Below are 22,590 nucleotides of genomic sequence, written 5' to 3'. Positions count from 1 at the left end.
CGCCGCTCAGGCGTCGGCGGGGGTGCCGACGTGGAAGAGCTCGTGCAGGTCGTGCCGCAGATCGTAGGCGAACGACGGCGGGCCACCGATCCAGACGACGTGGTCACCCGTCGCGACGGTCTCGGGTTCGACGTACATCTCGCCGAGCCAGGCCCGGACCGCCCGCTCGACGGCCTGGCCGGGGGCACAGGCGGTGCTGGTGCCGGGGACGCCCGAGCGACGGTCACGGGCGAGCCAGGTGACCGTGACGCGACCCGGCGAGGTGAGCGGCACGACGTCGTCGGCGCTCTCGACCTCGACGAAGACCTGGCCCCGGGCGCAGATCGGCAGGACCGAGAGCATCTCTCGCAGGACGGGGATCGACGTCGCGTCTGCGGCGAACAGGACGCGCAGGGCGTCGTGCGGCAGGGGCGGGTTCTGGTCTACGAGAAGCATGTCCCCCTCAATATAGGTAAGGCTTGCCTCATCCGCCACACGGGTCTCTCGATTGACAGCGACCTCGCTGCCGTGATGGTAAGTTCTGTCGGGTTCGGGAGTCCGTCAGCGACGCCCGGCACAAGGGGCCGTGCCGTGTCCGACAGCAACACGGTGGCGGATCGCGTGGACCGGTTCAGCAGCGACCGGGACTCCCCCGCCGAACGACCGAGGGGCTCTCCCGCGCCCCCGGTCCCTCGTCGCCGTGGACGATCCGCCACGGCCATCCCCGGAAGGCCCCACCAGGTGCGCACCCTCCCCCTCTCCGCCGCCGTCGCCGCGCTGTTGCTCGTCGTGACGGGCTGCTCGTCCGCCTCGTCCCCCGACGGGTCGGGCACCCCCGACCCCGACGCGACCGTCACGGTCGGTCTCGTGCTCGAGCCGAGCGACCTCGACATCCGCACCACGGCCGGCATCGCCCTCGACCAGGTGCTGATCGACAACGTCTACCAGGGCCTCGTGGGCCGCACGCAGGACAACGAGATCCGCGACGTGCTGGCCGCCAGCCACACGGTCAGCGACGACGGCCTCACCTACACGTTCACGCTGCACGACGGCGTGACCTTCCACGACGGTGCCGCGATGACGGCCGACGACGTCGTCTGGTCGCTGTCGCAGGTCAAGGACGACGCCTCGCTCGCGAACCACGCCGACCTCGCCGCCGTCTCGACCGTCACGGCGCCCGCCGCCGACACCGTCGTGCTCACGCTCTCGCGACCCGACTCCTCCCTGCTGTTCAATCTCACGGGGCGGGCCGGTCTCGTGCTGCAGCAGTCGGCGACGAACGACCTGTCGACCACGGCGAACGGCACCGGTCCCTTCGAACTGACGAGCTGGCGACAGGGCGACAACCTGCAGCTCGGGCGCTTCGACGACTACTGGGGCACCCCGGCGAAGGTCGCGGGTGTCACCTTCCGCTACGTGACCGACCCGTCCGCGGCGATCAACGCCTCGATCTCGGGCGACGTCGACGTGCAGACCGCGGTCGACGCGACCCTGTCGAGCCAGCTCGACGGCGTGGACGGCATCACGCTCGAGAAGGGCAGGACGACCGACAAGTACACGCTCGCGTTCAACAACGCCGTCGCACCGTTCACCGACGCGAAGGTCCGCAAGGCCCTGCGCCTCGCGATCGACAACGACGCGCTGATCGCCGCCGTCGGCGGGTCGGCCGTCGACCAGGGCGGCCCGATCCCCGAGCTCGACCCCGGCTACGCGGACCTCACGAGCGTCGACGCCTACGACCCCGACGAGGCGAAGAGCCTGCTCGCCGAGGCCGGCCACGACGGCGACCTGTCGCTGACCCTCGAGTACCCCAACGTCTACCCGACCGCGATCGGTGACGTGCTGACGACGCAGCTCAAGGCCGTCGGCGTCACGTTGACGGTGCAGCAGGTCGACTTCAGCACCTGGCTCGACGACGTCTACGTCGACAAGGACTTCGAGCTCAGCATGGTGAACCATGCCGAGACCCACGACTTCTCGAACTGGGCGAACCCGGACTACTACTGGGGCTACGACAGTGCGCCCGTCCAGCAGCTCTACGCCGAGTCGATCGCGGCCACCGACCCGCAGGTCGCCGACGAGAAGTTGGCCGAGGCGGCGAAGATCGTCTCCGAGGACGCCCCCGCCGAGTGGCTCTACACGGCCACCACGTTGACGGCGATCCACGACGGCGTCACCGGGTTCCCGACGAGCTCGACCACGACCCGCCTCGACCTGGCTGACCTGGCCACGGCGGAGTGACCCGCTTCGTCGTCGGCCGCCTGCTCCTCTTCGTCGGGGGGCTGGCCGTCGCGAGCGTGCTGATCTTCGCGACGCTGCGGTTGCTGCCGGGCGACGTCGCCCAGGCGATCGCCGGGACGACCGGCTCTCCCGAGCAGGTGGCCGCCCTGCGTCAGCAGCTCGGCCTCGACCGGCCCGTCGTGGTGCAGTACCTCGACTGGGCCGGAGGGCTGGTGCGACTCGACCTGGGCGAGTCGCTCGTCACCGGCACGCCGGTGATCGACGAGGTGCTCGACAAGCTGGCCGTCACCCTCCCGCTGGCGGCGCTCTCCCTGGTCTTCGGGCTGCTGATCGGCATCCCGCTGGGCGTGACGAGCGCACTCCGCCGCGGCCGCGCCTCCGGGGTCGTCCTCGGCACGGGGGCCCAGCTGCTGGCGGCCGTCCCGGTCGTCTGGGCGGGGATGCTGCTGATCGGCGTCTTCGCCGTCACGCTGCGCCTCCTGCCGACGCAGGGGTTCCCGGCTGACGGGTGGAGCGAGCCCGGGCGGGCTCTGCGCTCGCTCGTGCTGCCGGCCCTGACCATCGGCATCGTCGAGGGGGCCGTGCTGCTGCGCTTCACGCGCTCGGCGGCGCTCGGGGCCCTCGACCAGGATTACGTGCGGACGGCCGCCGCCAACGGCATGACCCGGTCGCGTGCCCTCGTGAAGCACGGACTGCCGAACGTCATGCTCAGCGTGGTGTCGATCCTCGGCCTGCAGGTGGCCGGGCTGATCGTGTCGGCCGTCGTCATCGAGCAGCTCTTCACGCTGCCGGGGCTCGGCCGCATGTTGGTGACGGATGTCGGTCGCCGCGACCTGACCAAGGTGCAGGGTGAACTGATGACGCTGACCACGCTCGTGCTGTTCATCGGCCTCGTGATCGACGTCGTGCACCGGCGGCTCGACCCGCGCCTCCGCGAGGGCGACCGATGAGGCGCGGTGCGTTCGTCCGTGAGCTGTTGCGTCGACCGCAGGGCGCGTTCGGCGTCGGCTGGTTGACCCTGATCGTCGCGTCCGCCCTGGTCAGCCGGTTCTGGACCCCGCTCGACCCGTTCGACACCGACCCGTACTCGGCCTGGCTGACGCCCTCGGTCGGGCACCCCTTCGGCACCGACTCGGTCGGCCGGGACATCTTCAGCTACGTCTTCGCCGCGACCGGCACGACCGTCGTGGTCGCCGTCGCCTCGGGCGTCGTCGCCACCGTGGTCGGGGTCGGTCTGGCCGCCCTCGGCTCGTTGACGGCCCGCTGGGTGCGCGAGTCGGTCGCCGTGCTGATCGACGTGCTCGTGGCGTTCCCGACGCTCCTGATCGCCATGGCCCTCGCCGCGGCGTTCGGCGGGTCGCTCACCGTCGTGGTCGTCGCCGTGGGCGTCGGCTACGGGGTGACGATCGCCCGGGTCAGCCGGTCCGAGATCCGCCAGGTCGCGCGGACAGACTACGTGCTCGCGGCCCGGGCGAACGGGCTCGGCACCGGGGCCGTGCTGCGTCGCCACGTGCTGCCGAACATCGCACCCGTCTTCGTCGTCCAGCTCTCGCTGTCGATGGCGACGAGCGTGCTCGCCGAGGCGGGACTGTCGTTCCTCGGCTACGGCGCCCCCGCCGACACCGCCTCGTGGGGGCGTCTGCTGAGCGACCTGCAGAAGTTCATCGGCGTGCACCCCGGCTCGGTGGTCTGGCCCGGGCTGGCCATCACGCTGACCGTCCTGGCGCTCAACCTGCTGGGCGACGCCGTGCGCGACGCCTCCGACCCGCGGCTGCGGTCCCGCCGGGCGGGACGCGGCGCCCCGATCGACCCGTCGACGCCGGCCCCACCCGCCGCTCCCCCGCGCACCACCGCCGCGGGCGTCCCGACCACCCCGGGGGTCGTCTCGTGAGCCTCGTGATCGACGACCTGACCGTGGCCGTCGGCGACCGCCGCGTCGTCGACGGCCTCTCGCTCGACGTGCCCGACGGTGCGCGGGTCGGACTGATCGGCGAGTCCGGCTCGGGCAAGTCGATGACGACGCTGGCCGTCCTCGGCCTGCTGCCCGACGGTGCCCGCGCCACGGGCAGCATCCGGTTGGACGGGCGCGAACTGCTCGGGGCATCCGAGCGCGAGCTGGCCGGCCTGCGCGGCCGCGTCGTCGGCACGGTCTTCCAGGACCCCCGCACGGCCCTCGACCCCGTCGTCACCGTCGGGCGGCAGATCGCCGAGCCCCTCCGCCTGCACGGCCGCGTCGGTCGCCGCGACGCCCGCGCCCGGGCGGTGGCCGCCGCCGCCGAGGTCGGCCTGCCCGACCCCGAGACCGTCGTCGACCTCTACCCGCACCAGCTCTCGGGCGGTCAGCGGCAGCGCGTCGGCATCGCCATGGCCCTGATCAACCGCCCGGGGCTCGTGCTGGCTGACGAGCCGACCACGGCCCTCGACGTCACGACGCAGGCCGAGGTGCTCGCGCTCTTCCAGCGCCTGGTCGACGAGCAGCGGACGTCGCTGCTCTTCGTCACGCACGACCTCGCGGTGCTCTCGCGCATCACCGACCACGCGGCGGTGCTGTCGCACGGGCGCGTCGTCGAGCGCGGCCCCGTCGAGCAGCTGCTGCACCGCCCCGAGCACGAGATCACCCGCGGACTCGTCGAGGCCACGAGGGCGACGACCTGGAGAGCCTCGTGAGCGACCCGACCACCGCCCCCGCGCCTCCTCTGCTCGTCGCCCGGGGCCTCACCCGCACCTTCACGCTGCCGCGCCGGTCGCCCTTCCAACCGGGGCCGGTGCGCCACGCGCTGGTCGACGCCGACCTCGAGGTCGCGGCCGGCGAGAGCGTCGCCCTGATCGGCGAGTCGGGCTCGGGCAAGTCCACGCTCGTGCGCCTGCTGCTCGCCCTCGACCGGGCGACCTCGGGCACCGTGACGTTCGACGGCCGGACGGTCGCCCCCGACCGCGCCTCACGCCTGCGCTGGCTGAGGCGGCAGACCGGGATCGTCCTGCAGGACCCCTACAGCTCGCTCGACCCCCGCATGCGCGTGGGTGACACCGTGGCCGAGCCGCTGCGCGCCCTGGGCGTCGAGGGCGACCACGACCGCCTGGTGGCCGAGATGCTCGAACGCGTGGGTCTCGCGGCGCGCGACGCCGAGGCCTGGCCGCACGAGTTCAGCGGGGGCCAGCGGCAGCGCATCGCCCTGGCCCGGGCCCTCGTGCACCGGCCGCGGCTGCTGATCGGCGACGAGCCCATGAGCGCGCTCGACGTCACCGTGCGGGCGCAGATCCTCGACCTGCTGCGCGAGCTGCGCGACGAGCGCGGACTGTCACTGCTGCTCGTGTCGCACGACATCGGACTCGTGCAGCACCTCGCCGACCGGGTCGCCGTCCTGCGCGACGGTCGCGTCGTCGAGCAGGGGGTCACCGACGACGTGCTGCGCCGGCCCCGGCACGACTACACGCGCACGCTCGTGGACTCGGTGCCGACGCTCGACTGAGGCGCCGGCTCGTCAGCGGGTGGGAGGACGGCTCACCACATCGGCGGGTGCCGACGCTGCCACCGCAGTCGCCGCTCGAGCTGGGCGCCGATCGCGAGCAGGACGTCCTCGCGTCCGGGTCGCCCGATCAGCTGCACGCCCGCGGGCACGCCGTCCACCTCGCCCACCGGGAGGCTGATCGCGGGCAGCCCGGCCACGTTGACGAACGACGTGAACGGCGAGTAGAGGCACTGCTGCTCGAAGTTGCGTTCGGCGTCCTCGGCGTCGTACCAGCCGATCGGGCGCGGCAGCATCGCGAGCGTCGGCGTCAGGACGGCGTCGAAGGCCGAGAACCGCTCGATCACGTCGCGCTCGAACGCCGCGAGCCCGACGAGCGCCGCCGACAGCTCGCGTGCCGTGACGCGTCGCCCCTGCTCGACCAGCCACCGGGTGATCGGCTCGAGCAGTGCCAGCTCGGCCTCGCTCTCGGCCGGGATGCCCGCCGCGCCCGCCTGCCAGATCGTGCGGAAGAGCGCCGGGTAGTCCGACGACGGCAGGCCTGTCTCGTCGACCCCGTGCCCCATCGTCGCGAGCAGGTCGGCGGTCTCGCCGAGGACGCCCAGGAGGCGCGGGTCGACCCGGACGTCGAACGCGTCGTCCCAGGGGCTGGTCGTCATCACCGCGACCTGGAAGCGTCCCTCGCCCCGCACGGCCGTGCCGAGGTAGGCCCCGTCGGGTGACGGCGGAGCCCAGAGCGCCTGGTGGTGGCGCGGCTCGCGCCCGTCCGGCGACACCATCGCGTCGAGCAGCAGGGCGGCGTCGGCCACCGACCGGGCCAGCGCCCCGCCGACCGGCAGGCCCGCGAGGCTGGTCAGGCCCGACTGCGCCGGCACCCGACCCCGCGAGGGCTTGAGGCCGACGAGACCCGTGGCGGCCGCCGGGATGCGGATGCTGCCGCCGCCGTCCGACCCGGGCGCGAACGGCAGGAGCCCCGCGGCGACGGCGGCCGCGGCCCCGCCACTCGACCCGCCGGCGCCCGTCCCCGGCGACCACGGGTTGCGCGTCGGCGGACCGACGAGCGTCTCGGTGTACGCGGTCAGCCCGTACTCGGGCGTGGCCGTCTTGCCCACGCTGATCGCGCCGGCCTCGTCGAGCACCTCGGTGATCTCGGACGACGACGTGGGCACCCGCCCCCGGCTGAGGCGCGACCCCGACCAGGTCGGCACGCCCGCCCGGTCGCTGAGGTCTTTGTCGGCCAGCGGCAGCCCCCAGAGGGGAGCGACCGAGGGCCCGTCGGCGGCCAGGGCGTCGGCCTGCTCGAGGGCGGCCTCGCCGGTCACCGTGACGAACGCGCCGATGTCGCCGTCGAGGCGGGCGATGCGCTCGAGGTAGTGGGTGGTCAGCTCGCGGGGCGAGACCTCGCCGCGGCGCAGCCAGTCCCACTGCTCGTGGGCGCTCAGGTGGTGGAGTTCGAACACCCGTCGAGCCTAGGCCGCGGCCCCTGCCCTGCGCGGTCTTTTCTGGTACATTTGTCCCATTCGTGCTCCCTCGGCCGCAGGTCGCCGCCGGGACCGTCGCACGACTCGACAGGACACCGTCATGGGTTACCTCTTCCTCGCGCTCGCCATCGTCGGCGAGGTCTTCGCCACGAGCTTCCTCAAGGTCACCAGCGGCCCCGACGCCAAGTGGTGGCAGTACGCGGCGGTCGTGGTCGGCTACGTCTTCGCGTTCGCGATGCTCTCGCAGTCGCTGACCAAGGGCGTGCCGCTCGGCATCGCCTACGCGATCTGGGCCGGCGTCGGCGTCGTGCTCGTCGCCCTCATCAGCTGGATCTTCTTCAAGGAGCCCCTGACCCTCGTCCAGCTCGGCGGCATCGTCCTCGTCATCGGCGGCGTGACCATGCTCGAGCTCGGCGGTCGCCACGAGGCAGCGGCCTGACCCCGGTGACCGACACGACCTCGCCTGACGGCCGGGCCCCCGGCGGCCCGATCGTCGGCCCCGGCGGCCGGTCCGTCGGCCCCGGCGGCCAGGCCCTCACCCCCAAGGGCGAGACCAGGAGGCGCGCGCTGCTCGACGGCGTCCTGGCCGTCCTCGAGGCGGGCGGCCCCTCGGCCGTCACGCACCGGGCGGTCGCCCGCGCGGCCGGCGTCCCGGTCTCGGCGGCCACGTACTACTTCGCCGGACGAGACGACCTGCTGCGCGCGGCGCTGCGCCACGCGACCACCGACTGGGTGCGGTCGTTCGACCGACTCGAGCGCGCCTCCTTGGGTGACCTGGCCGAGACCCTCGTCCGGTACGCGATCACCGAGCGCGGGTCCGCCCGGGCGCAGTACGAGCTGCTCTTCACCGCCATGCGGGACGAGTCGCTGCGCGAGGACGCCGACCTCTGGTACTCGTCACTCGAGCACGTGCTGCGGCGGGCGGGCGTGCTGACCGAGCGGGTCGACGTCGTGGCCCTCGCGGTCGACGGGTTGATCGTCCGCATGCTCTGGCGCGGCGAGCCCGCGACCGTGGACGCGACCGAACGCGTGTTGCGCGAGATCGTCGGGCCGTCGGCCTGAGGCTCAGCCGCGGCGGCGCTTCTTGAGCGACTTCTGCATCGTGATGGTGCCGAGCCAGCGGCCGAACTTGAAGCCGACCCGGCCCATGCGACCGACCTCGGTGAAGCCGAGCCGCTCGTGCAGGCCGATCGACGCCTCGGCGTTCTTGTCGGCGATGACCGCGATCATCTCGCGGATGCCGGCGTCCCGACAGGCCTCGACGAGCGCCTCGAGCAGGGCGCGGCCGAGGCCCTTGCCCGTCGACGCGGCCCGCAGGTAGATCGAGCTCTCGACGGTGTAGCGGTAGGCCGCCTTGCCACCCCACGGGGTCGCGACCGCGTAGCCGAGCGCCTCGCCGGACGGGTTCACCGCGACGAGGAAGGGCATGCCGAGCTTCGTGACGAAGGCGTACTTGCGACGCCACTCGGCGAGGGTCATGGCGTCTTCGTCGAAGGTGACCGACGAGTTCGCCACGTAGTGGTTGTAGATCTCTCGCACGTAGGGCAGGTCGGCGGGCGTCGCGGGGCGGATCGCGAACGAGAACTCGGGCTCGACCGGGGCCGGGGGCCGCAGGGCTCGGGGAAGACGCCGTCGGGGCTGGTATTCCTCTTCGAGCACGGGGCCACTCTGCCACGCCGGGCGCGGGCTCGTCGCGAACGCGGGCGTGTTCGCCGTCGACGGGCGGTCGTGACGGCCCGCTTCCGTCGAACCCGCCCGTCGTCGGCCGGACCGGGGCCGGGCCGCCAGGCCGGGAGGGGGTCAGGCGGGCGGAAGCGTCCAGTCGACGGGTTCGCCGCCCTGGGCGACGAGCAGCTCGTTTGCCCGGCTGAACGGTCGCGAGCCGAAGAACCCGCGCGACGCCGACAGGGGGCTCGGGTGGGGCGACTCGATCGAGGGGACGTCACCGAGCATCGGCTTGAGCGCCGACGCGTCGCGGCCCCACAGGATGGCCACGAGCGGCCCGCCCCGTGCGGCCAGCACCTCGATGGCGCGTTGGGTGACCGGCTCCCAGCCCTTGCCGCGGTGCGACGCCGTCTCGCCCGGACGCACCGTGAGCACCCGGTTGAGCAGCAGCACGCCGTGGCGCGACCACGAGGTCAGGTCGCCGTGTTCGACGACGGGCACGCCGAGGTCGTCGTGCAGCTCGCGGTAGATGTTCGCCAGGCTGCGCGGGACCGGTCGGACCTGCGGGTCGACGGCGAACGACAGCCCGATCGGGTGGCCGGGCGTCGGGTAGGGGTCCTGACCGACGATCAGGACGCGCACCTCGTCGAGCGGCTGACGGAAGGCACGCAGCACGTCCTCGCCGGCGGGCAGGTAACCGCGCCCGGCGCGCACCTCGGCCCGCAGGTACTCGCCCATGTCGGCGATGCGGTCGGCCACGGGCTCGAGCGCGGTCGCCCACGAGGGGTCGATCTGCTCCGAGAGCGGTCGGCGGTGGTCGTGCATCTCGACGGGGACGTCGTCGCGGCCCGGCCCGGAGCCGGTCGCGTCGGTCACTCGACCCCGAGCGTGCCGACCGAGACGCCGACGATCTCGCCGTCGTCGTCGAGCTGCGGTTCGACCCGCCAGACGCTGCCGGTGCCGAGAACCGCGAGGGCGCCCTCGCCGACGACCAGGGCGGTGTTCTCGTCGATCGCGACGCCGCCGCGGACGAGGCCGGCCTCGGTCGCGGCGATCAGCCGGGTCAGGGTGCCCCACTGGGCGGCGTGCACGTCGATGGCGAGGTCGACGAGGCCGAGTCCGTCGGCGAGGGTGACCTCGTCCAGGTCCTCGGCGGCGTCCTCGGGGCAGACCGGGACGTCGCCGATCAACCAGCCGCCGAGCACGGCGCGGTCGGCGGCGATCATGGCACCGGCCGAGAAACCGAGGTAGGGCAGTCCGTCGGCGACGAGCAGGCGCACCTGGTCGATCAGCGGCGCGACGGCGTCGAGGTAGGCGGGGGTGAGCCCGCCCGCCACGAGCAAGCCGTCGACGTCGCTGAGCACGCGGGTGTCGAACTCGTCACCCGCGGCGACGATCGTGGTGAGGGCCTCGCAGCGGCCGCCGGCGGCCAGCATGGCCGGGTAGCCGTCGCGGAACTCGGCGGACGGCGAGTCCTCGGCGACGACGATGAGCACGGCGATGCGCGGCACGCTCCGGCCGACGGCGGCACCTCGGACGGCGGCCTCGGCCACGAAGAGGTCGTACAGCTCGGTGTCGTCGGGTGACCAGCCGCCGCCCACGAGGTGGATGCTCACTCGCCGGCCCCCGATCCGACCTCGCGTGTCACGGGCGGCAGCGCGCTCCACGGGAAGGTGATCCACTGGTCGGTGCGCTTCCAGACGAAGTCGGGTTCGAGCACGGTGCGGGGCTTGCTGTACAGGCAGACGGTGCGGACCTCGGCGGCGACCTCGGCGAGCAGGTCACGCACGAGCACGAGGGTGCGCCCCGAGTCGGACACGTCGTCGACGACGAGCACCTTCTTGCCCTCGAGCGAGGGGGCGTCGAGGGTCGGCGGCAGCAGGACGGGCTCGGGCAGTCGCTCGTCGACTCCCGTGTAGAACTCGACGTTGATCGAGCCGCACATCTTGGTGTCGAGCGCGTAGGCCACGGCCCCGGCGAGCACGAGCCCCCCGCGGGCGACGGCGACGATCACGTCGGGCGTGAACCCCGCCTGGACGACGTCCGAGGCCAGGTGGCGAGCGGCCTCACCGAACTCGAGCCAGCCCAGCACCTCCCTCTCGGGAGCCTCGACCTCGGGTCGTGCGGGGGCGGCCTGGCTGTCGTCGGGTGGGGTGACCATGCCGACAACCGTAACGCGCGCAGGCCCCCACGCGTCACGCGGGGACCCAGGCACCCCCGGGAGGCGCGAAGACGGTGTCGACGCCGTCGGACCAGAGCAGCGAGTCGGGCTCACGGTCGGTGACGCCCGGCAGTCCGCCGTCGGCCACCAGCTCGTCGTCGAGGTCGACCAGCTCGGCCCGGCGCAGCGACCAGGCGTCGTGCCGGTTCGGCCAGTACCGCGTGCGTCCGCCCCGGGCGACGTGCATGCCCCAGCGGGCCGTGAGGAACTCGGCGAGCGGGTCGCCGTCGACCACCTCGTCGGTGGGTCGGACGGACAGGCGCGACGACGGGTTCGCCCCCGGCCCGAGCCTGGTGCTGCGGTACGTCACGACCCCGTCGGCCCGGGACTCGTGCATCGACGCCCACCGGTAGGGCAGACCGAGCCCGACGTTCGCGGCGAGCACCGACACGAGGCGCTGCGCCTCGAGGGTGCGGAACACCACGCCGCGACGGCCCAGGGCGTCGACCGAGTACAGCCGCACGTTCGTCTCGAGGAAGTCCCCGGCCCAGGGCACGGCGGGCAGCGGACCGAAGGCGCTGCCGGTCAGCTTGAACGGGATCAGGCCGACCCAGGTCGATCCGTCGAACACGTCGGGCCGCGTGCCGGGCGGCAACAGCGGTGCGACGCGGTCGGGCTCGACCCTCCAGTGGGCGAAGGCCAGCCCGCCCCAGTGCTGTCGGATGAACGGCGTGCGGAGCAGAGGAGGCGCGGTGCGGGTCACCGGCGCGGGCTCGGCCCCCGGCGTGGTCTGGTCCATGGAGGCCACGGTACGGACGGCCCCCTGAACGCCCCACAGCTGGGCACGGGTGTCGTCGCCGGACCCTCCGTCGACCCTCGTCACAGGTGTCGGACGAGTTCCGGGATGCGTCCGCGGAACGGGAAGAAGCCCCGCGAGGCGGACGGCCAGGCCTCGCCGTCCCAACGCCGTCGGACGGTGACGAGGTCGATCCCCTCGACCGACAGGGCGGCGCGGACGGTCTCGAGGCGTTCCTGGACCGGGCCGACCGGCGCGTACGGCGTCAGCACCGTGTCGAGACCCTCGGACCGTGCCCACTCGACGACGGTGGCGGGCAGCGCGTCGGACAGCGTCCGGGCGGGCCGACCGTCGGCGTCGGGCGTGCGCGTCGCCGCGTCGTCCACGGCGCCCGTCGTGAAGGCCACGACGGCGGCCGAGGCCCCTCGGGGGGACCGTGACCCGGGGTAGGCGACGACGGCGGTCGCCGACAGCCGTGCCACGAGACCGGGGCGTTCGGCGAGGAGGCTCTCGGGCTCGAGGTCCTCCTCGTGCAGCAGGAGTCCGACCCGGGTGCCCGGGGAACCGACGACGTCGGCCGGTTCGACGGGCGTCCGCGGGGGCAGCGGCTCCTCGTCGAGGGCCCGGGCCGTGGTGGCGAGGCCGACGGGCGAGAACCGGCCGTCGGTGAAGCGCGAGATGTTCGAGGCCGTCGCCAGGTACGTCTTGCCGGCGGTCTGCAGGCCGGCGACCCACCGCCACGACAGCGTGTTCGAGGCCGCGTCCCCGTCCAGCAGGTGCCGGTGGAAGAAGTCGGCGCCCAGCTGCCACGGCAGACCGAGCGTGAAGATCCAGATGCTGGCGAACCACATGCGCGTGTGGTTGTGGAGGTACCCGGTGTCGACGAGCTCACGCACCCAGGCGTCCATCGCGTCGATCCCGGTGCGGCCGGCGACCGCCTCCTCGTACCCCGCGGGGACGCCGGCGTCGACGGCGCGGTCGACGTCCCGGCGGTACCGCCGCCACACCTCGGGGTTCTGCTCGAGCCAGCCCTTCCAGTAGGTGCGCCAGAACACCTCCTGCACGAACTTCTCGGCGGCACCGAGCGTGTGCCGCTCGAGGACCGCGCCGACGACCTCGCGTTCCGTCACGAGGCGGTGGCGCAGGTACGGCGACAGCCCAGAGACGTTGCGCCGCGAGATCCCCGGGTCGTGGTTCCGGTCACGGGCGTAGGCGGAGCCGGCGCGGGGCAGGAACTCGTCGAGGGCCTCGAGGCCGGCGACTCTGGTCGGGATGAGCACGCCTCCATCTTGCGACCCCGCGGTCCGTGGCGACCGGCGTCGTCCCGCGGGAGGCCTGCGGTGGACGCCGGCAGCGACGACGTGCCCACCGGACCGGAGGGCGGCGCCACGCCGGTCAGTGACGGACGGTCGCCGAACGCAGCGGCTCGAGGTCCTCGAGCGGCACGCCGATGCGCGCCCCCCGCAGCCGGCCGACCAGTCGCCCGGCGACCAGTGCGATCGAGGCCACGGCGAGCATCGAGGCACCTCGGCGACGGGCGCCGAGCAGACGAAGGGCGGCCGCGGCCGTCCGGCCCGGCGTGACGCCGCGCGTGGTCTCGGTGTCGACGTCCCGACCGAACGACCGGCGCAGGGCCGTGTGCGCGACGCCGCGGTCGAAGGCCGAGGCGGCCACGGACTGCCGACGCGTCTCGTGCGCGACGACGGTGCGCGAGACGCGGGCCGACGAGGTCGAGACGATGCGCGCCTCCGGCTCGTCCGCCGCCAGGCGCAGGCACAGCTCGACGAACTCGGCGCCACGGGGCACGGCGTCACGGGCGTCGACCCCGCTGGCCAGGCCGCCGACCTGCAGCAGGTCCCAGCGGCGGAACGCGACGGTCGCCCCCGCCACGTCGTCGAGCCCCACGAGGCCGTCGGGACGCGAGCGGGGCGTGCAGTCGACGGCCCAGAGCAGGTCGTCGGGCAGGGCGGACGCGGCCGCACCGGGCCAGGTCGGCTCGGTCCGGCCGACGACGGCGATCACGTCGACCTGGTCGAACGGCGCGGCGAGCGCCCGGGCCCAGCCGGCGTGGGCGAGGGAGTCCGCCGCGAGGAACGCGACGACGTCGCCCCGCGCGGACTCGATGCCGGTGTCGCGGCTGCCGGCGAGCCCGGGTGTGCGGGTGTTGTCGACCACGACGAGGTCGTCGTAGCGGTGGCGCAGGTGGTCGCGGAGTCGCGGCGCACGGTCGACGACGACGAGGACGTCGTGCACGTCCCCGTCCCGCAGGACGGAGTCGAGTGCGGCCGTCAGACCGTCGAACGGGGTGGATTCGTCGGCGCAGACGACGACGCTGACGCGGGGGGCGGGGCGGACGGCGGGCAGGGGCGTGCGGGCGCGGAGGGTCACGGGGGTTCCTCTGGGGTCGTCGACGGTCGCCGGTCACGTCGCAGGGCGGCGCGTTCGGGTGGCGACCCTCGTCGGAGGGTGCGTTCGGGTGACGTCGTCGAGTGGGTGGCCCGACGTCGTCGGCCGGTGGTCGATTCGGGCGACCGCGGCAGAGGCACGCCCCGGATTCGGGTTCGGAGCGTCCTGACCTCGACAACGCTACGGGGCGCCTCCTGGGAACACGAGGCACGAGGGGGTCCCCCGTTCGAGGGGGCCTCGTCCGGGTGACGTCCGGGTGGGACCCGACCCACGTCGGCTCCCCCCGGGTGAGGCCCGCCCTTTTGCGCGGTTCGGCGGCCCCGGGGGCCCCGGACGGCAGGAGGCGCGGGCACCGTCGGCGGCGTCCGCCCGGTCGTCCGCCGGGTCACCCCGCGTCGGAACCACCCGCTCGTGACCCCTGCGCCGCGTCGTCCGTCCACCCGTCGCCCGGCCCACCCACCCGGCCGCCGGCCCCCTGCACGCCGGTAGGGTCGGGGCCTCACCCGTCACACCACGAGAGGACGTCGACCCGTGCCCCACGGCCCCGGAACGCGCCGCCGCGCCGAACGCACGGCGCTCGAGCGCGCCGTCGACGAGGGCCTGCTGATCGTCCGCTCCGCCCTGGTCGTCGCCGTGACCAACCAGATCATCCGCCGCGCCCTGCAGGAGCACCTGCCGTTCGACGAAGCCGTCGCCACCCGGGTCACCCGCGACGAGATCGACCGCCTGACCGCCGAGCAGGCCGCGGCCGCGGTGCGGGTGCGCCGGCTGCGGCGGATGACCGGCCGGTCGTACGGGCAGTCCCGACACCAGTTCGACTACCGCCCCGAGGACGTCGACGCGCTCAAGCTTCGCGAGGCGGCGTCGAAGGGCGTGGCCCGGGCGCTGGCCTCGCGCCGGGACGACGCCGACTTCGTGGCCGAGGTCGTGGCGGCCGCCCGGTCACGTGCCTGGGACGACGTCGGCCAGACCGTCGTGGATCGGCTCGGTTGGGCGGCGCGCCCGGACGACGACTACGACGACGGACGTCACGAGCGGTTGCGCGACCTCGTCGAGGGCGACCTCGCGGCCTTGCGCGAGGCCCGGTCCGCGGGCCCCGCCGGCCCGGTCAGTCCTGCTTGACCTTCAGCTCGCCCTTCGCGACCTTGTAGGTCGCTGCCTGCGCCACGGGCTTGATCGTCACCAGGTCGAGGTTGACGTGGGCCGGCAGCTCGACCGAGTGGACGATCGCCTCGGCGACGTCGTCGGCCGTCAGCGGCGCCTCGACGTCGCGGTAGACGGCGTCGGCCCGGTCCCGGTCGCCGCCGAAGCGCACGAGCGAGAACTCCTCGGTGTGCACCATGCCCGGGGCGATCTCGATCACCCGGATCGGCTCCCCCGCGAGCTCGAGCCGCAGCACGGCCACGAGGGCGTGCTCGGCGAACTTCGAGGCGTTGTAGCCGCCGCCGTTCTCGTACGCGACGTGACCGGCGATCGAGGTGACCGTGACGATGTCCGCGCCCCGCGCCTCCTCGGCTCCGTGGCGCAGCGAGGGCAACAAGGCGGTGACCGCACGCTTGGTGCCGAGCACGTTGACGTCGAACATGCGCTGCCAGTCGTCGATCGAACCGTTCTCGACGCTGTCGAGGCCGAAGGCGCCGCCGGCGTTGTTGACCAGCGCGTGGAGCGGGCCGGTCGCCTCGACGTGGGCGCGCAGGGCGGCCACGTCGTCGTCGTGGGTGAGGTCGGCCCGGAACCAGGTCGCCCCCGTCTCGTCGGCGAGCGCACGGAGGCGCTCCTCGCGTCGGGCGACCGCGACGACCTCCCAGCCGCGCGAGCGGAACAACCGCACCGTCGCCGCTCCGATGCCCGAGCTGGCTCCCGTCACCACGACCCGCTTCGCCACGTGTGCCTCCTGCTGCCTCGTTCGTCGTCGTCCGTTGCGGACGCACCCGGCCCACGCTAGTGGCCCCGTTACGTCGCGTGTCCGGCGTCGTGGACGGTCGGGGGCACGGTCCGTACCGTGGCTGTCACCGCAGACCCCGCCGACCACCCCGGCCCACGCACCCCGACCGCAGGAGCAGACCATGACCGACGCCCAGCCCGCCTGGAAGTTCGAGACGCAGCAGATCCACGCCGGAGCCCAGCCCGACCCGACGACCCACGCCCGTGCGACCCCGATCTACAAGACGACGTCGTACGTCTTCCGGGACGCGCAGCACGCGCAGGACCTCTTCGCCCTGGCCGAGAACGGCAACATCTACTCGCGCATCATGAACCCCACCCACGACGTCGTGGAGAAGCGCATCGCCGCGCTCGAGGGCGGCACGGGTGCACTGTTGGTGGCGTCGGGTCAGGCCGCGTCGACCTTCGCCGTGCTGAACATCGCCGAGGCGGGCGACCACATCGTGTCGTCGTCGTCGATCTACGGCGGCACGTACAACCTCTTCAAGTACACGCTCGCGAAGCTCGGCATCGAGACGACCTTCGTCGAGAACCAGGACGACGCCGACGAGTGGCGCCGCGCCGTGCGCCCGAACACGAAGCTGTTCTTCGCCGAGACCATCGGCAACCCCAAGATCAACATCCTCGACCTCGAGAAGGTGTCGGACGTCGCGCACGCCGAGGGCGTGCCGCTGATCGTCGACAACACGATCGCCACGCCGTACCTGATCCGGCCGCTCGAGCACGGCGCCGACATCGTCGTGCACTCGGCGACGAAGTTCCTCGGCGGACACGGCACGGTCATCGGCGGCTTCATCGTCGACGGCGGCACGTTCCCGTGGTCGGCGAACGCGGAGCGCTTCCCCGGCCTGACGCAGCCCGACCCGTCGTACCACGGAGCCGTCTACACGCAGGCCGTCGGCGACGCGCTCGCGTACGTGATCAAGGCCCGGGTGCAGCTGCTGCGCGACCTGGGGGCCTCGAACAGCCCCGACACGGCGTTCTCGCTGATCCAGGGCATCGAGACGCTCAGCCTGCGCATCGAGCGGCACGTCCAGAACGCCCAGGAGATCGCCGAGTGGCTCGACTCGCGTGACGACGTGGCCGCGGTGTACTACGCGGGTCTGCCCACCAGCCCGTGGTACGCGGCGGCCAACAAGTACGCGCCCCGGGGCGTCGGGGCCGTCCTCTCGTTCGAGCTCAAGGGCGGCGTCGACGCCGGTCGGGCGCTCGTCGACGCGCTGGAGTTGTTCAGCCACCTCGCGAACATCGGCGACGTGAGGAGCCTCGTCATCCACCCCGCGTCGACGACCCACTCGCAGCTCACCCCCGAGCAGCAGCTGACGACCGGCGTCACCCCGGGGCTCGTCCGCCTCTCGGTCGGCCTCGAGAACGTCGACGACCTGAAGGCCGACCTCGACGCAGGCTTCGCGGCGGCACGCGCCGTCACCCGGGAGGCGCTCCGCAGCAGCTAGGACGACGCCGAGGCCGCACAGGTCGCGGCAGCCCCGAGGAGGCGCGGTGCGCGTAACAAACGCACCGCGCCTCCTCGGCTCGTCCAGGATGGACGTCACATGGACTGGCAGAGCACACCCGAGGACACCATCCCGTCGAGCGTCATCAGCGAGCGCACACGCCTGGCGATGCTCGGCCGCCCGCCGGTCACCGGCGCCTGGCGCGACGGCGACGACCCCGGCGGAAGGTCGTTCGAGGCCCTGGACGACCTCGTGCTCGAGAGCGGCGCCACGCTGCCCCGACCACGGATCGCCTACGAGACCTGGGGCGAGCTCGACGCCGACCGCGGCAACGCCGTGCTCGTCTCGCACGCCCTGACCGGCGACAGCCACGTCGTCGGTGCGGCCGGCCCCGGCCACCCCACGGCCGGCTGGTGGAACGGCGTCGTCGGCCCCGGGCTCGCGATCGACACCGACCGCTGGTTCGTCGTCGCACCGAACGTGCTCGGGGGCTGCCAGGGCAGCACCGGCCCCTCGTCGTTCGCGCCGGACGCCGTCGAGTGGGGGTCGAGGTTCCCCCACCTGACGATCCGCGACCAGGTCGCCGCCCAGGCGGCGCTGGCCGACCGCCTCGGCATCGAGCGGTGGGCCGCGGTCGTCGGCGGGTCGATGGGCGGCATGCACGCCCTCGAGTGGGCGATCACGCACCCGGCGCGCGTCGCCCGGCTCGCCGTGCTGGCCGCGCCGCCGGTCGTGAGCGCCGACCAGATCGCCTTGAACACGGTGCAGTACGAGGCGATCCGGATGGACGCCGCCTTCGACGGCGGCGACTACTACGACTCCGTCGACGGCCCGTACCGCGGCCTCGCGCTCGCCCGGCGGATGGCCCTGCTCAACTACCGCTCGCCCGACGAGCTGAACGCCCGGTTCGGTCGCAGCTGGCAGAGCGAGATCTCGCCGCTGGGCGGTCCGGGGCGCTTCCAGGTCGAGAGCTACCTCGACTTCCACGGCAACAAGTTCACCCGACGCTTCGACGCGGGCAGCTACGTGACCCTGCTGGGCGCGATGAACTCGCACGACGTCGGGCGCGACCGGGGTGGCGTGGCGGCGGCCCTCAACCGCATCACGGCCCGGACGCTCGTGCTCGGCGTCGACAGCGACCGGCTCTTCCCCGTGTCCGACCAGCGGGTGATCGCACGACACCTGCGGCACGGGCTGGACGGCGACGACGTGGCCGTCGTCGAGAGCCCCAACGGGCACGACGGATTCCTCATCGAGGGCGATGCCGTGGGCGCCCAGCTTCGTCGCCTGCTCGACTGACCCCAGTTCGGTGGACACCACGGGGTACAGTTCGGCGTCGCGACCGGATCGTTACCTCGCCGATCGGCGATTCGGGCCCTGCACGACCCCCTGAGAGGGGGCTGGGTGTGAAAACATGAGGAGTCACCAGCCACCCGGCAACCGTGACGCCACCGTCGGAAGCCACTCACGAATCATGGACATCTTCGCCCAAGAGCGCGATCGTCTGCTCAGCAGCACGACCAGCACCCTGGGTCTCGCCTGCGCGGCGGTCTCGATCGTGTCCCTGGCGATCCCCGGCGTGACCGACCCCCTGCACCTCGCGGCCATCGCGCCGCTCGTCGCGTTGCTCGTCGTGTCGCTGCTCTTCGTCACCGGGCCCCGCGCCCGTGTCTGGGTCCCGGTGGGGCTGGCCTCGGGCATCGCGGCGACCGTGGTGGCCCTGCTGCCCGCCGGCGGGCCGGACGACGGCCCGCTCGCCACCGCGATCATCCCCCTGGCCGGCGGTGCGACCGCCGCCTTCAGCCTGATGCTCTCGTCGAGCCGTCCGCGACTGACCACGGCGATCGTGGCCTTCGTCGTCGAACTGGCCCTGGTGGCCCTGGCCACCGGCTCGCTCTTCACCTTCCCGGTCGCGGCCGTGTTGCTCGGCTGGGTCTCCTGCTTCGTCACGGGCCTCTGGCTCGGACGCGCCGTGCCCCTGGCGGCCCGTCGCATCTACAGCATCGGCAACGCCCACCGGGCCGAACGCCAGGCCAGCGAGACCGAGGCGCAACGACGACAGGGCGCGCGCCTGCTGCACGACACCGTGCTGGCCACGTTGACCCTGCTCGCCCACTCCGGCTTCGGCGTCACGCCCCAGGCCCTGCAGGACCAGGCCGCCGAGGACGCCCGCCTGCTGCGCCACCTGCGTCTCGGCGGCACCCCCCAGCCGCAGGCCTCGGGCGACTACAGCCTCGAGACGGTCGAGGAGTCCCCGCTCGGCCAGACCCTCGAGTCGGTCAAACAGCGCTTCGGCCGCATGGGCCTCGAGGTGAGCTGGCACGGCACCGGCCAGGTGCTGCTGCCCACGCACGTGCTCGACGCCTTCCTGCTGGCCCTCGCCGAGTGCCTCGAGAACGTGCGACGTCACGCCGGGGTGACCGAGGCGCACGTCACGATCATCCACGACGACTCGATGGTGCGCGCCATGGTCACCGACGCCGGTGTCGGCTTCGACCTGGCCGGCATCAGCGAAGAACGCCTGGGCTTCAAGGAGTCCGTCGTCGGCCGGCTGCACGAGGTGGGCGGCAGCGCTCGCCTGTTCTCGTCCCCCGGCTCGGGCACCACCGTCGTCCTGGAGGCCCCGCGATGAGCATCGACGAGAACACCCTCGGAGTCCTCCGGGGCCGCCGGGCCGCCCGCGGCCTGCCGATCAGTTCGACCGGCGCGCGCTCGCTGCGCCAGGCGCGAGCGGCCGGCGCGACCCTCGGCACCGGCTACCTCGGCGTCGGCGCGGCCGTGGTCGCGGCACTCCAGGCCGTGTACGGCCTCGCGTTCTTCCTCAGCCACCTGTCGGACTATCCCGACGTCGCCCCCGTCCTGATCTCGTGGCTGCTGTACGTGGCGACCTTCATCGGCACGGCCGTGCTCGTCACCGTGCGGGGCGAGAGGCTCACGACGGGGGTGTTCGCGGTGATCGGGGTCGTCCTCGCCGTCGTCGTCGCGCTCGACTTCGTCGCCATCTGGCCGCTGCACGACGTGGGCGCGTACGCCACCTCGAGCGTGGCCGTCGGCTTCGGCCTGCTGCCGATCGTCACCCTCAGGCCCGTGCGCGAGGTCGTCATCGCCACCGCCCTGCTGTTCGTGGCGCTCGTCGTCATGGTGGCGCTCTCGACCCCCGTCACCAGCGACTCGGGCCCGCAGCAGATCACCGTCGTGGCCCTGGCCGTCCTGCCGAGCGCCATCGCCACCTTCGCGGTGCACCGCTTCCGCCGCATGGTGCAGGTCGAGCTCGACCGGGTGCTCGTGCAGAGCAACGTGTCTCAACCCCGCTTCGCGGTGGGCATGCTCGCGAGCGACGAACTGGCGCGGCTCGACCTCGCGGCCGAGAAGCTGCTCGACGGCGTCGCCAACGGCGACGTGCCGCTGCCCCTCTCGCCCAAGGTCGCCTCGCAGGCCGCGTCGCTCGCCACCGAACTGCGCCTGCACCTCATCGAGGGTCGGCGCGAGACCTGGCTGCACCACGCGGTCACCGAGTCCGAGTACCTCGGCCGGTCGGTCACGCTGGTCGACCCGTCGTCGCTGGCCGGCCTCCTCGCCCCGGCACAGCGCGACGGCTTGCTGCAGGGCGTCTGGCTGCTGCTCGGCGACTCGAAGAGCCGCGCACCGGGCACGACCATCCAGCTGGCCCTCGGCCCGGTGACCGCCGCGTCCCAGTCGTTCGCCGGTCGCAGCGTGTGCGTGCCCGTCGTGCTCTCGACGACGGGCATCCGCCGCAACCGCGTCACGCCCGCCACCTGGAACGCCCTCGAGCGCGCCGGGGAGTACGTCGTGTCGTCCCACGAATCGAGCGTCAAGATCTCGGTCAGCTGCATCGTGGACAACCCCGCCGAGGCCTGAGCCGCCGAGCATCCCGCGTGGTCCGGCCCGATCACCACCCCCGCCCGTAGCATGAACCCCACACCGTCCTGAAAGAAGGTCCCGACGTGTCAGATCACGACGACCGCATCCGCCTCGCCCTCGTAGACGACCACAAGATGCTCCTGGGCGCCCTCAGCGAGTGGATCCGTGGTGCCGCGAGCGACATCTCGATGGTCGCCGCGGTCGCGTCCTGGCCCGAGCTGCTCACGCACCCCGAGTTCCCCGTCGACGTCGTGCTGCTCGACCTCGACCTCAAGGACAACATCCCGATCTCGCTGAAGATCAACACGCTCAAGACGACGGGCGTCAAGACCGTCCTGATGAGCACCTACTCCGAGCCCAACGTGGTGCGCGAGGCCCTCGCCGCCGGCGCCCTGGGCTACCTCGTCAAGAGCGAGGACGCCGAGATGATCGTCGAGGCGATCCGCTCGGCCGCCAAGGGCGAGTCGTACATCTCGGCCGAACTCGACCTGGCCCTGAACGCCGCCGAGGTCGGCGGCGTGCCGAAGCTCAGCGCACAAGAACGTCGCGTGATGGCGCTCTACGGCGGTGGCGAGCCGGTGAAGGCCGTCGCCTACCAGCTGGGCATCAGCGAAGAGACCGCGAAGAGCTACCTGAAGCGCATCCGCGAGAAGTACCGCGTGGCCGGCTATGACGTGGGCACGAAGGTCGCCCTGCGGAAGCGCGCCATCCAGGACGGCATCCTGCTGCAGACCGACACGCCGGCCCAGACCAGCTTCTGACGCCGGGCGCCACCGCGCGCGACGGCCCGGCCCCCTCGTGGGCCGGGCCGTTCGTCTTCCACGCCACCCGCGCCTCCTGACCTGCCGCTCCCCCGCCGCTCCCGCGCCGCTCCCGCCCCGCCCTGCCCAGCCCGGCCCTGTGCTGTTCAATTCGCGACAAGTCAGCGCCCGACACGGTGTCGAGCCAGGACGTGAGCGGCGTGTCGGACACGTTCTGTCGGGTTCGGCACGCCCGACGGCCCGAGACGAGTCGGGTTCGGCACGCCCGACGGCCCGAGACGAGTCGGGTTCGGCACGCCTGACGGCCCGAGACGAGTCGGGTTCGGCACGCCCGACGGCCCGAGACGAGTCGG

At 73.1% G+C, this 22,590-nt stretch carries 23 protein-coding genes; 13 read left to right on the top strand and 10 right to left on the bottom strand.

The genetic code is table 11. The features are described 5' to 3' along the window. Positions 1-6: 6 nt before the first annotated feature. Positions 7-435: an SIP domain-containing protein gene (locus tag ASG28_RS03610; RefSeq protein ID WP_055972102.1), complete on the bottom strand. Its 429-nt coding sequence runs from the start codon at positions 433-435 to the stop codon at positions 7-9. 285 nt (positions 436-720) lie between these two features. Between ASG28_RS03610 and ASG28_RS03605 the strand changes: the two genes are divergently transcribed. The 5 genes from ASG28_RS03605 to ASG28_RS03585 are packed head-to-tail and all read left to right on the top strand — an operon-like array spanning position 721 to position 5,690. Continuing rightward, on the top strand, positions 721-2,220 hold the full coding sequence (locus ASG28_RS03605) for an ABC transporter substrate-binding protein (protein WP_055972098.1): 1,500 nt from the start codon (positions 721-723) through the stop codon (positions 2,218-2,220). Beyond that, positions 2,217-3,170, top strand: a complete 954-nt coding sequence (locus ASG28_RS03600; protein ID WP_055972095.1) for an ABC transporter permease — start codon at positions 2,217-2,219, stop codon at positions 3,168-3,170. Before ASG28_RS03605 ends, ASG28_RS03600 begins: the two co-directional genes overlap by 4 nt. Then, positions 3,167-4,111, top strand: coding sequence for an ABC transporter permease (locus ASG28_RS03595; protein ID WP_082454329.1), 945 nt, complete (start codon positions 3,167-3,169; stop codon positions 4,109-4,111). Before ASG28_RS03600 ends, ASG28_RS03595 begins: the two co-directional genes overlap by 4 nt. Continuing rightward, positions 4,108-4,887 carry an ABC transporter ATP-binding protein gene (locus ASG28_RS03590; protein ID WP_055972092.1) on the top strand — a complete coding sequence of 260 codons (780 nt, stop codon included), beginning with the start codon at positions 4,108-4,110 and terminating at the stop codon, positions 4,885-4,887. Before ASG28_RS03595 ends, ASG28_RS03590 begins: the two co-directional genes overlap by 4 nt. After that, positions 4,884-5,690 (top strand): ABC transporter ATP-binding protein, encoded by an 807-nt coding sequence (locus ASG28_RS03585; protein WP_235477511.1) that lies wholly within the window; start codon positions 4,884-4,886, stop codon positions 5,688-5,690. The genes ASG28_RS03590 and ASG28_RS03585 overlap by 4 nt, the downstream gene beginning before the upstream one ends. 32 nt (positions 5,691-5,722) lie before the next feature. Here the strand turns inward: ASG28_RS03585 and ASG28_RS03580 are convergent, their stop codons facing one another. Further along, positions 5,723-7,147: an amidase gene (locus tag ASG28_RS03580; protein ID WP_055972090.1), complete on the bottom strand. Its 1,425-nt coding sequence runs from the start codon at positions 7,145-7,147 to the stop codon at positions 5,723-5,725. A gap of 121 nt (positions 7,148-7,268) precedes the next feature. Between ASG28_RS03580 and ASG28_RS03575 the strand changes: the two genes are divergently transcribed. Together ASG28_RS03575 and ASG28_RS16710 are read left to right on the top strand one after the other, a co-directional pair. Then, positions 7,269-7,607, top strand: coding sequence for a DMT family transporter (locus ASG28_RS03575; RefSeq protein ID WP_043593751.1), 339 nt, complete (start codon positions 7,269-7,271; stop codon positions 7,605-7,607). Positions 7,608-7,612: 5 nt separating this feature from the next. Next, complete coding sequence (locus ASG28_RS16710) at positions 7,613-8,230, top strand: TetR/AcrR family transcriptional regulator (protein ID WP_055972087.1); 618 nt, start codon at positions 7,613-7,615, stop codon at positions 8,228-8,230. Positions 8,231-8,233: 3 nt separating this feature from the next. Here the strand turns inward: ASG28_RS16710 and ASG28_RS03565 are convergent, their stop codons facing one another. From ASG28_RS03565 to ASG28_RS03535, 7 genes are all read right to left on the bottom strand, one after another. Beyond that, on the bottom strand, positions 8,234-8,827 hold the full coding sequence (locus ASG28_RS03565; RefSeq protein WP_055972084.1) for a GNAT family N-acetyltransferase: 594 nt from the start codon (positions 8,825-8,827) through the stop codon (positions 8,234-8,236). Between the two features lie 141 nt (positions 8,828-8,968). Beyond that, entirely contained in the window at positions 8,969-9,658 is a 690-nt protein-coding gene (locus ASG28_RS03560; protein WP_055976842.1) for a uracil-DNA glycosylase, read from the bottom strand. Positions 9,659-9,705: 47 nt separating this feature from the next. Next, complete coding sequence (locus ASG28_RS03555) at positions 9,706-10,449, bottom strand: Type 1 glutamine amidotransferase-like domain-containing protein (RefSeq protein ID WP_235477509.1); 744 nt, start codon at positions 10,447-10,449, stop codon at positions 9,706-9,708. Beyond that, positions 10,446-10,994 carry a phosphoribosyltransferase gene (locus ASG28_RS03550; protein ID WP_055972081.1) on the bottom strand — a complete coding sequence of 183 codons (549 nt, stop codon included), beginning with the start codon at positions 10,992-10,994 and terminating at the stop codon, positions 10,446-10,448. The genes ASG28_RS03555 and ASG28_RS03550 overlap by 4 nt, the downstream gene beginning before the upstream one ends. Before the next feature lie 34 nt (positions 10,995-11,028). Continuing rightward, positions 11,029-11,793: a YqjF family protein gene (locus ASG28_RS03545; RefSeq protein WP_055976839.1), complete on the bottom strand. Its 765-nt coding sequence runs from the start codon at positions 11,791-11,793 to the stop codon at positions 11,029-11,031. Positions 11,794-11,873: 80 nt separating this feature from the next. Beyond that, complete coding sequence (locus tag ASG28_RS03540; protein ID WP_055972078.1) at positions 11,874-13,070, bottom strand: FAD-binding domain-containing protein; 1,197 nt, start codon at positions 13,068-13,070, stop codon at positions 11,874-11,876. A gap of 115 nt (positions 13,071-13,185) precedes the next feature. Then, positions 13,186-14,178 carry a glycosyltransferase family A protein gene (locus ASG28_RS03535; RefSeq protein ID WP_055972076.1) on the bottom strand — a complete coding sequence of 331 codons (993 nt, stop codon included), beginning with the start codon at positions 14,176-14,178 and terminating at the stop codon, positions 13,186-13,188. Between the two features lie 549 nt (positions 14,179-14,727). Between ASG28_RS03535 and ASG28_RS03530 the strand changes: the two genes are divergently transcribed. Continuing rightward, positions 14,728-15,318 (top strand): hypothetical protein, encoded by a 591-nt coding sequence (locus ASG28_RS03530; RefSeq protein ID WP_055972071.1) that lies wholly within the window; start codon positions 14,728-14,730, stop codon positions 15,316-15,318. On the opposite strand, the gene ASG28_RS03525 is transcribed toward ASG28_RS03530, so the two are convergent. Beyond that, entirely contained in the window at positions 15,305-16,081 is a 777-nt protein-coding gene (locus ASG28_RS03525; protein ID WP_055972068.1) for an SDR family oxidoreductase, read from the bottom strand. The two genes, ASG28_RS03530 and ASG28_RS03525, sit on opposite strands and share 14 nt — an antisense overlap. Positions 16,082-16,262: 181 nt before the next feature. Here ASG28_RS03525 and ASG28_RS03520 point away from each other — a divergent pair, with 181 nt between their 5' ends. The 5 genes from ASG28_RS03520 to ASG28_RS03500 all read left to right on the top strand — a co-directional run bounded on the left by ASG28_RS03520 (position 16,263) and on the right by ASG28_RS03500 (position 22,237). Beyond that, positions 16,263-17,594 (top strand): bifunctional o-acetylhomoserine/o-acetylserine sulfhydrylase, encoded by a 1,332-nt coding sequence (locus ASG28_RS03520; protein WP_055972065.1) that lies wholly within the window; start codon positions 16,263-16,265, stop codon positions 17,592-17,594. Positions 17,595-17,693: 99 nt separating this feature from the next. After that, a complete protein-coding gene (gene metX, locus ASG28_RS03515; RefSeq protein WP_055972062.1) occupies positions 17,694-18,893 on the top strand; it encodes a homoserine O-acetyltransferase MetX in 1,200 nt (399 codons plus the stop codon). A gap of 175 nt (positions 18,894-19,068) precedes the next feature. Further along, positions 19,069-20,226, top strand: a complete 1,158-nt coding sequence (locus ASG28_RS03510; protein ID WP_055972059.1) for a sensor histidine kinase — start codon at positions 19,069-19,071, stop codon at positions 20,224-20,226. Next, entirely contained in the window at positions 20,223-21,473 is a 1,251-nt protein-coding gene (locus ASG28_RS03505; protein ID WP_055972056.1) for a hypothetical protein, read from the top strand. The genes ASG28_RS03510 and ASG28_RS03505 overlap by 4 nt, the downstream gene beginning before the upstream one ends. A gap of 86 nt (positions 21,474-21,559) precedes the next feature. Continuing rightward, the gene (locus ASG28_RS03500) at positions 21,560-22,237 is read left to right on the top strand and encodes a response regulator transcription factor (protein WP_043593728.1); all 678 of its coding nucleotides are present in this window, start codon (positions 21,560-21,562) and stop codon (positions 22,235-22,237) included. The last annotated feature ends 353 nt before the right edge of the window (positions 22,238-22,590 follow it).

The organism is Frigoribacterium sp. Leaf415 (genome assembly GCF_001424645.1).
Classification (GTDB): Bacteria; Actinomycetota; Actinomycetes; order Actinomycetales; family Microbacteriaceae; genus Frigoribacterium.
This window is presented reverse-complemented; position numbering and strand designations above follow the sequence as displayed.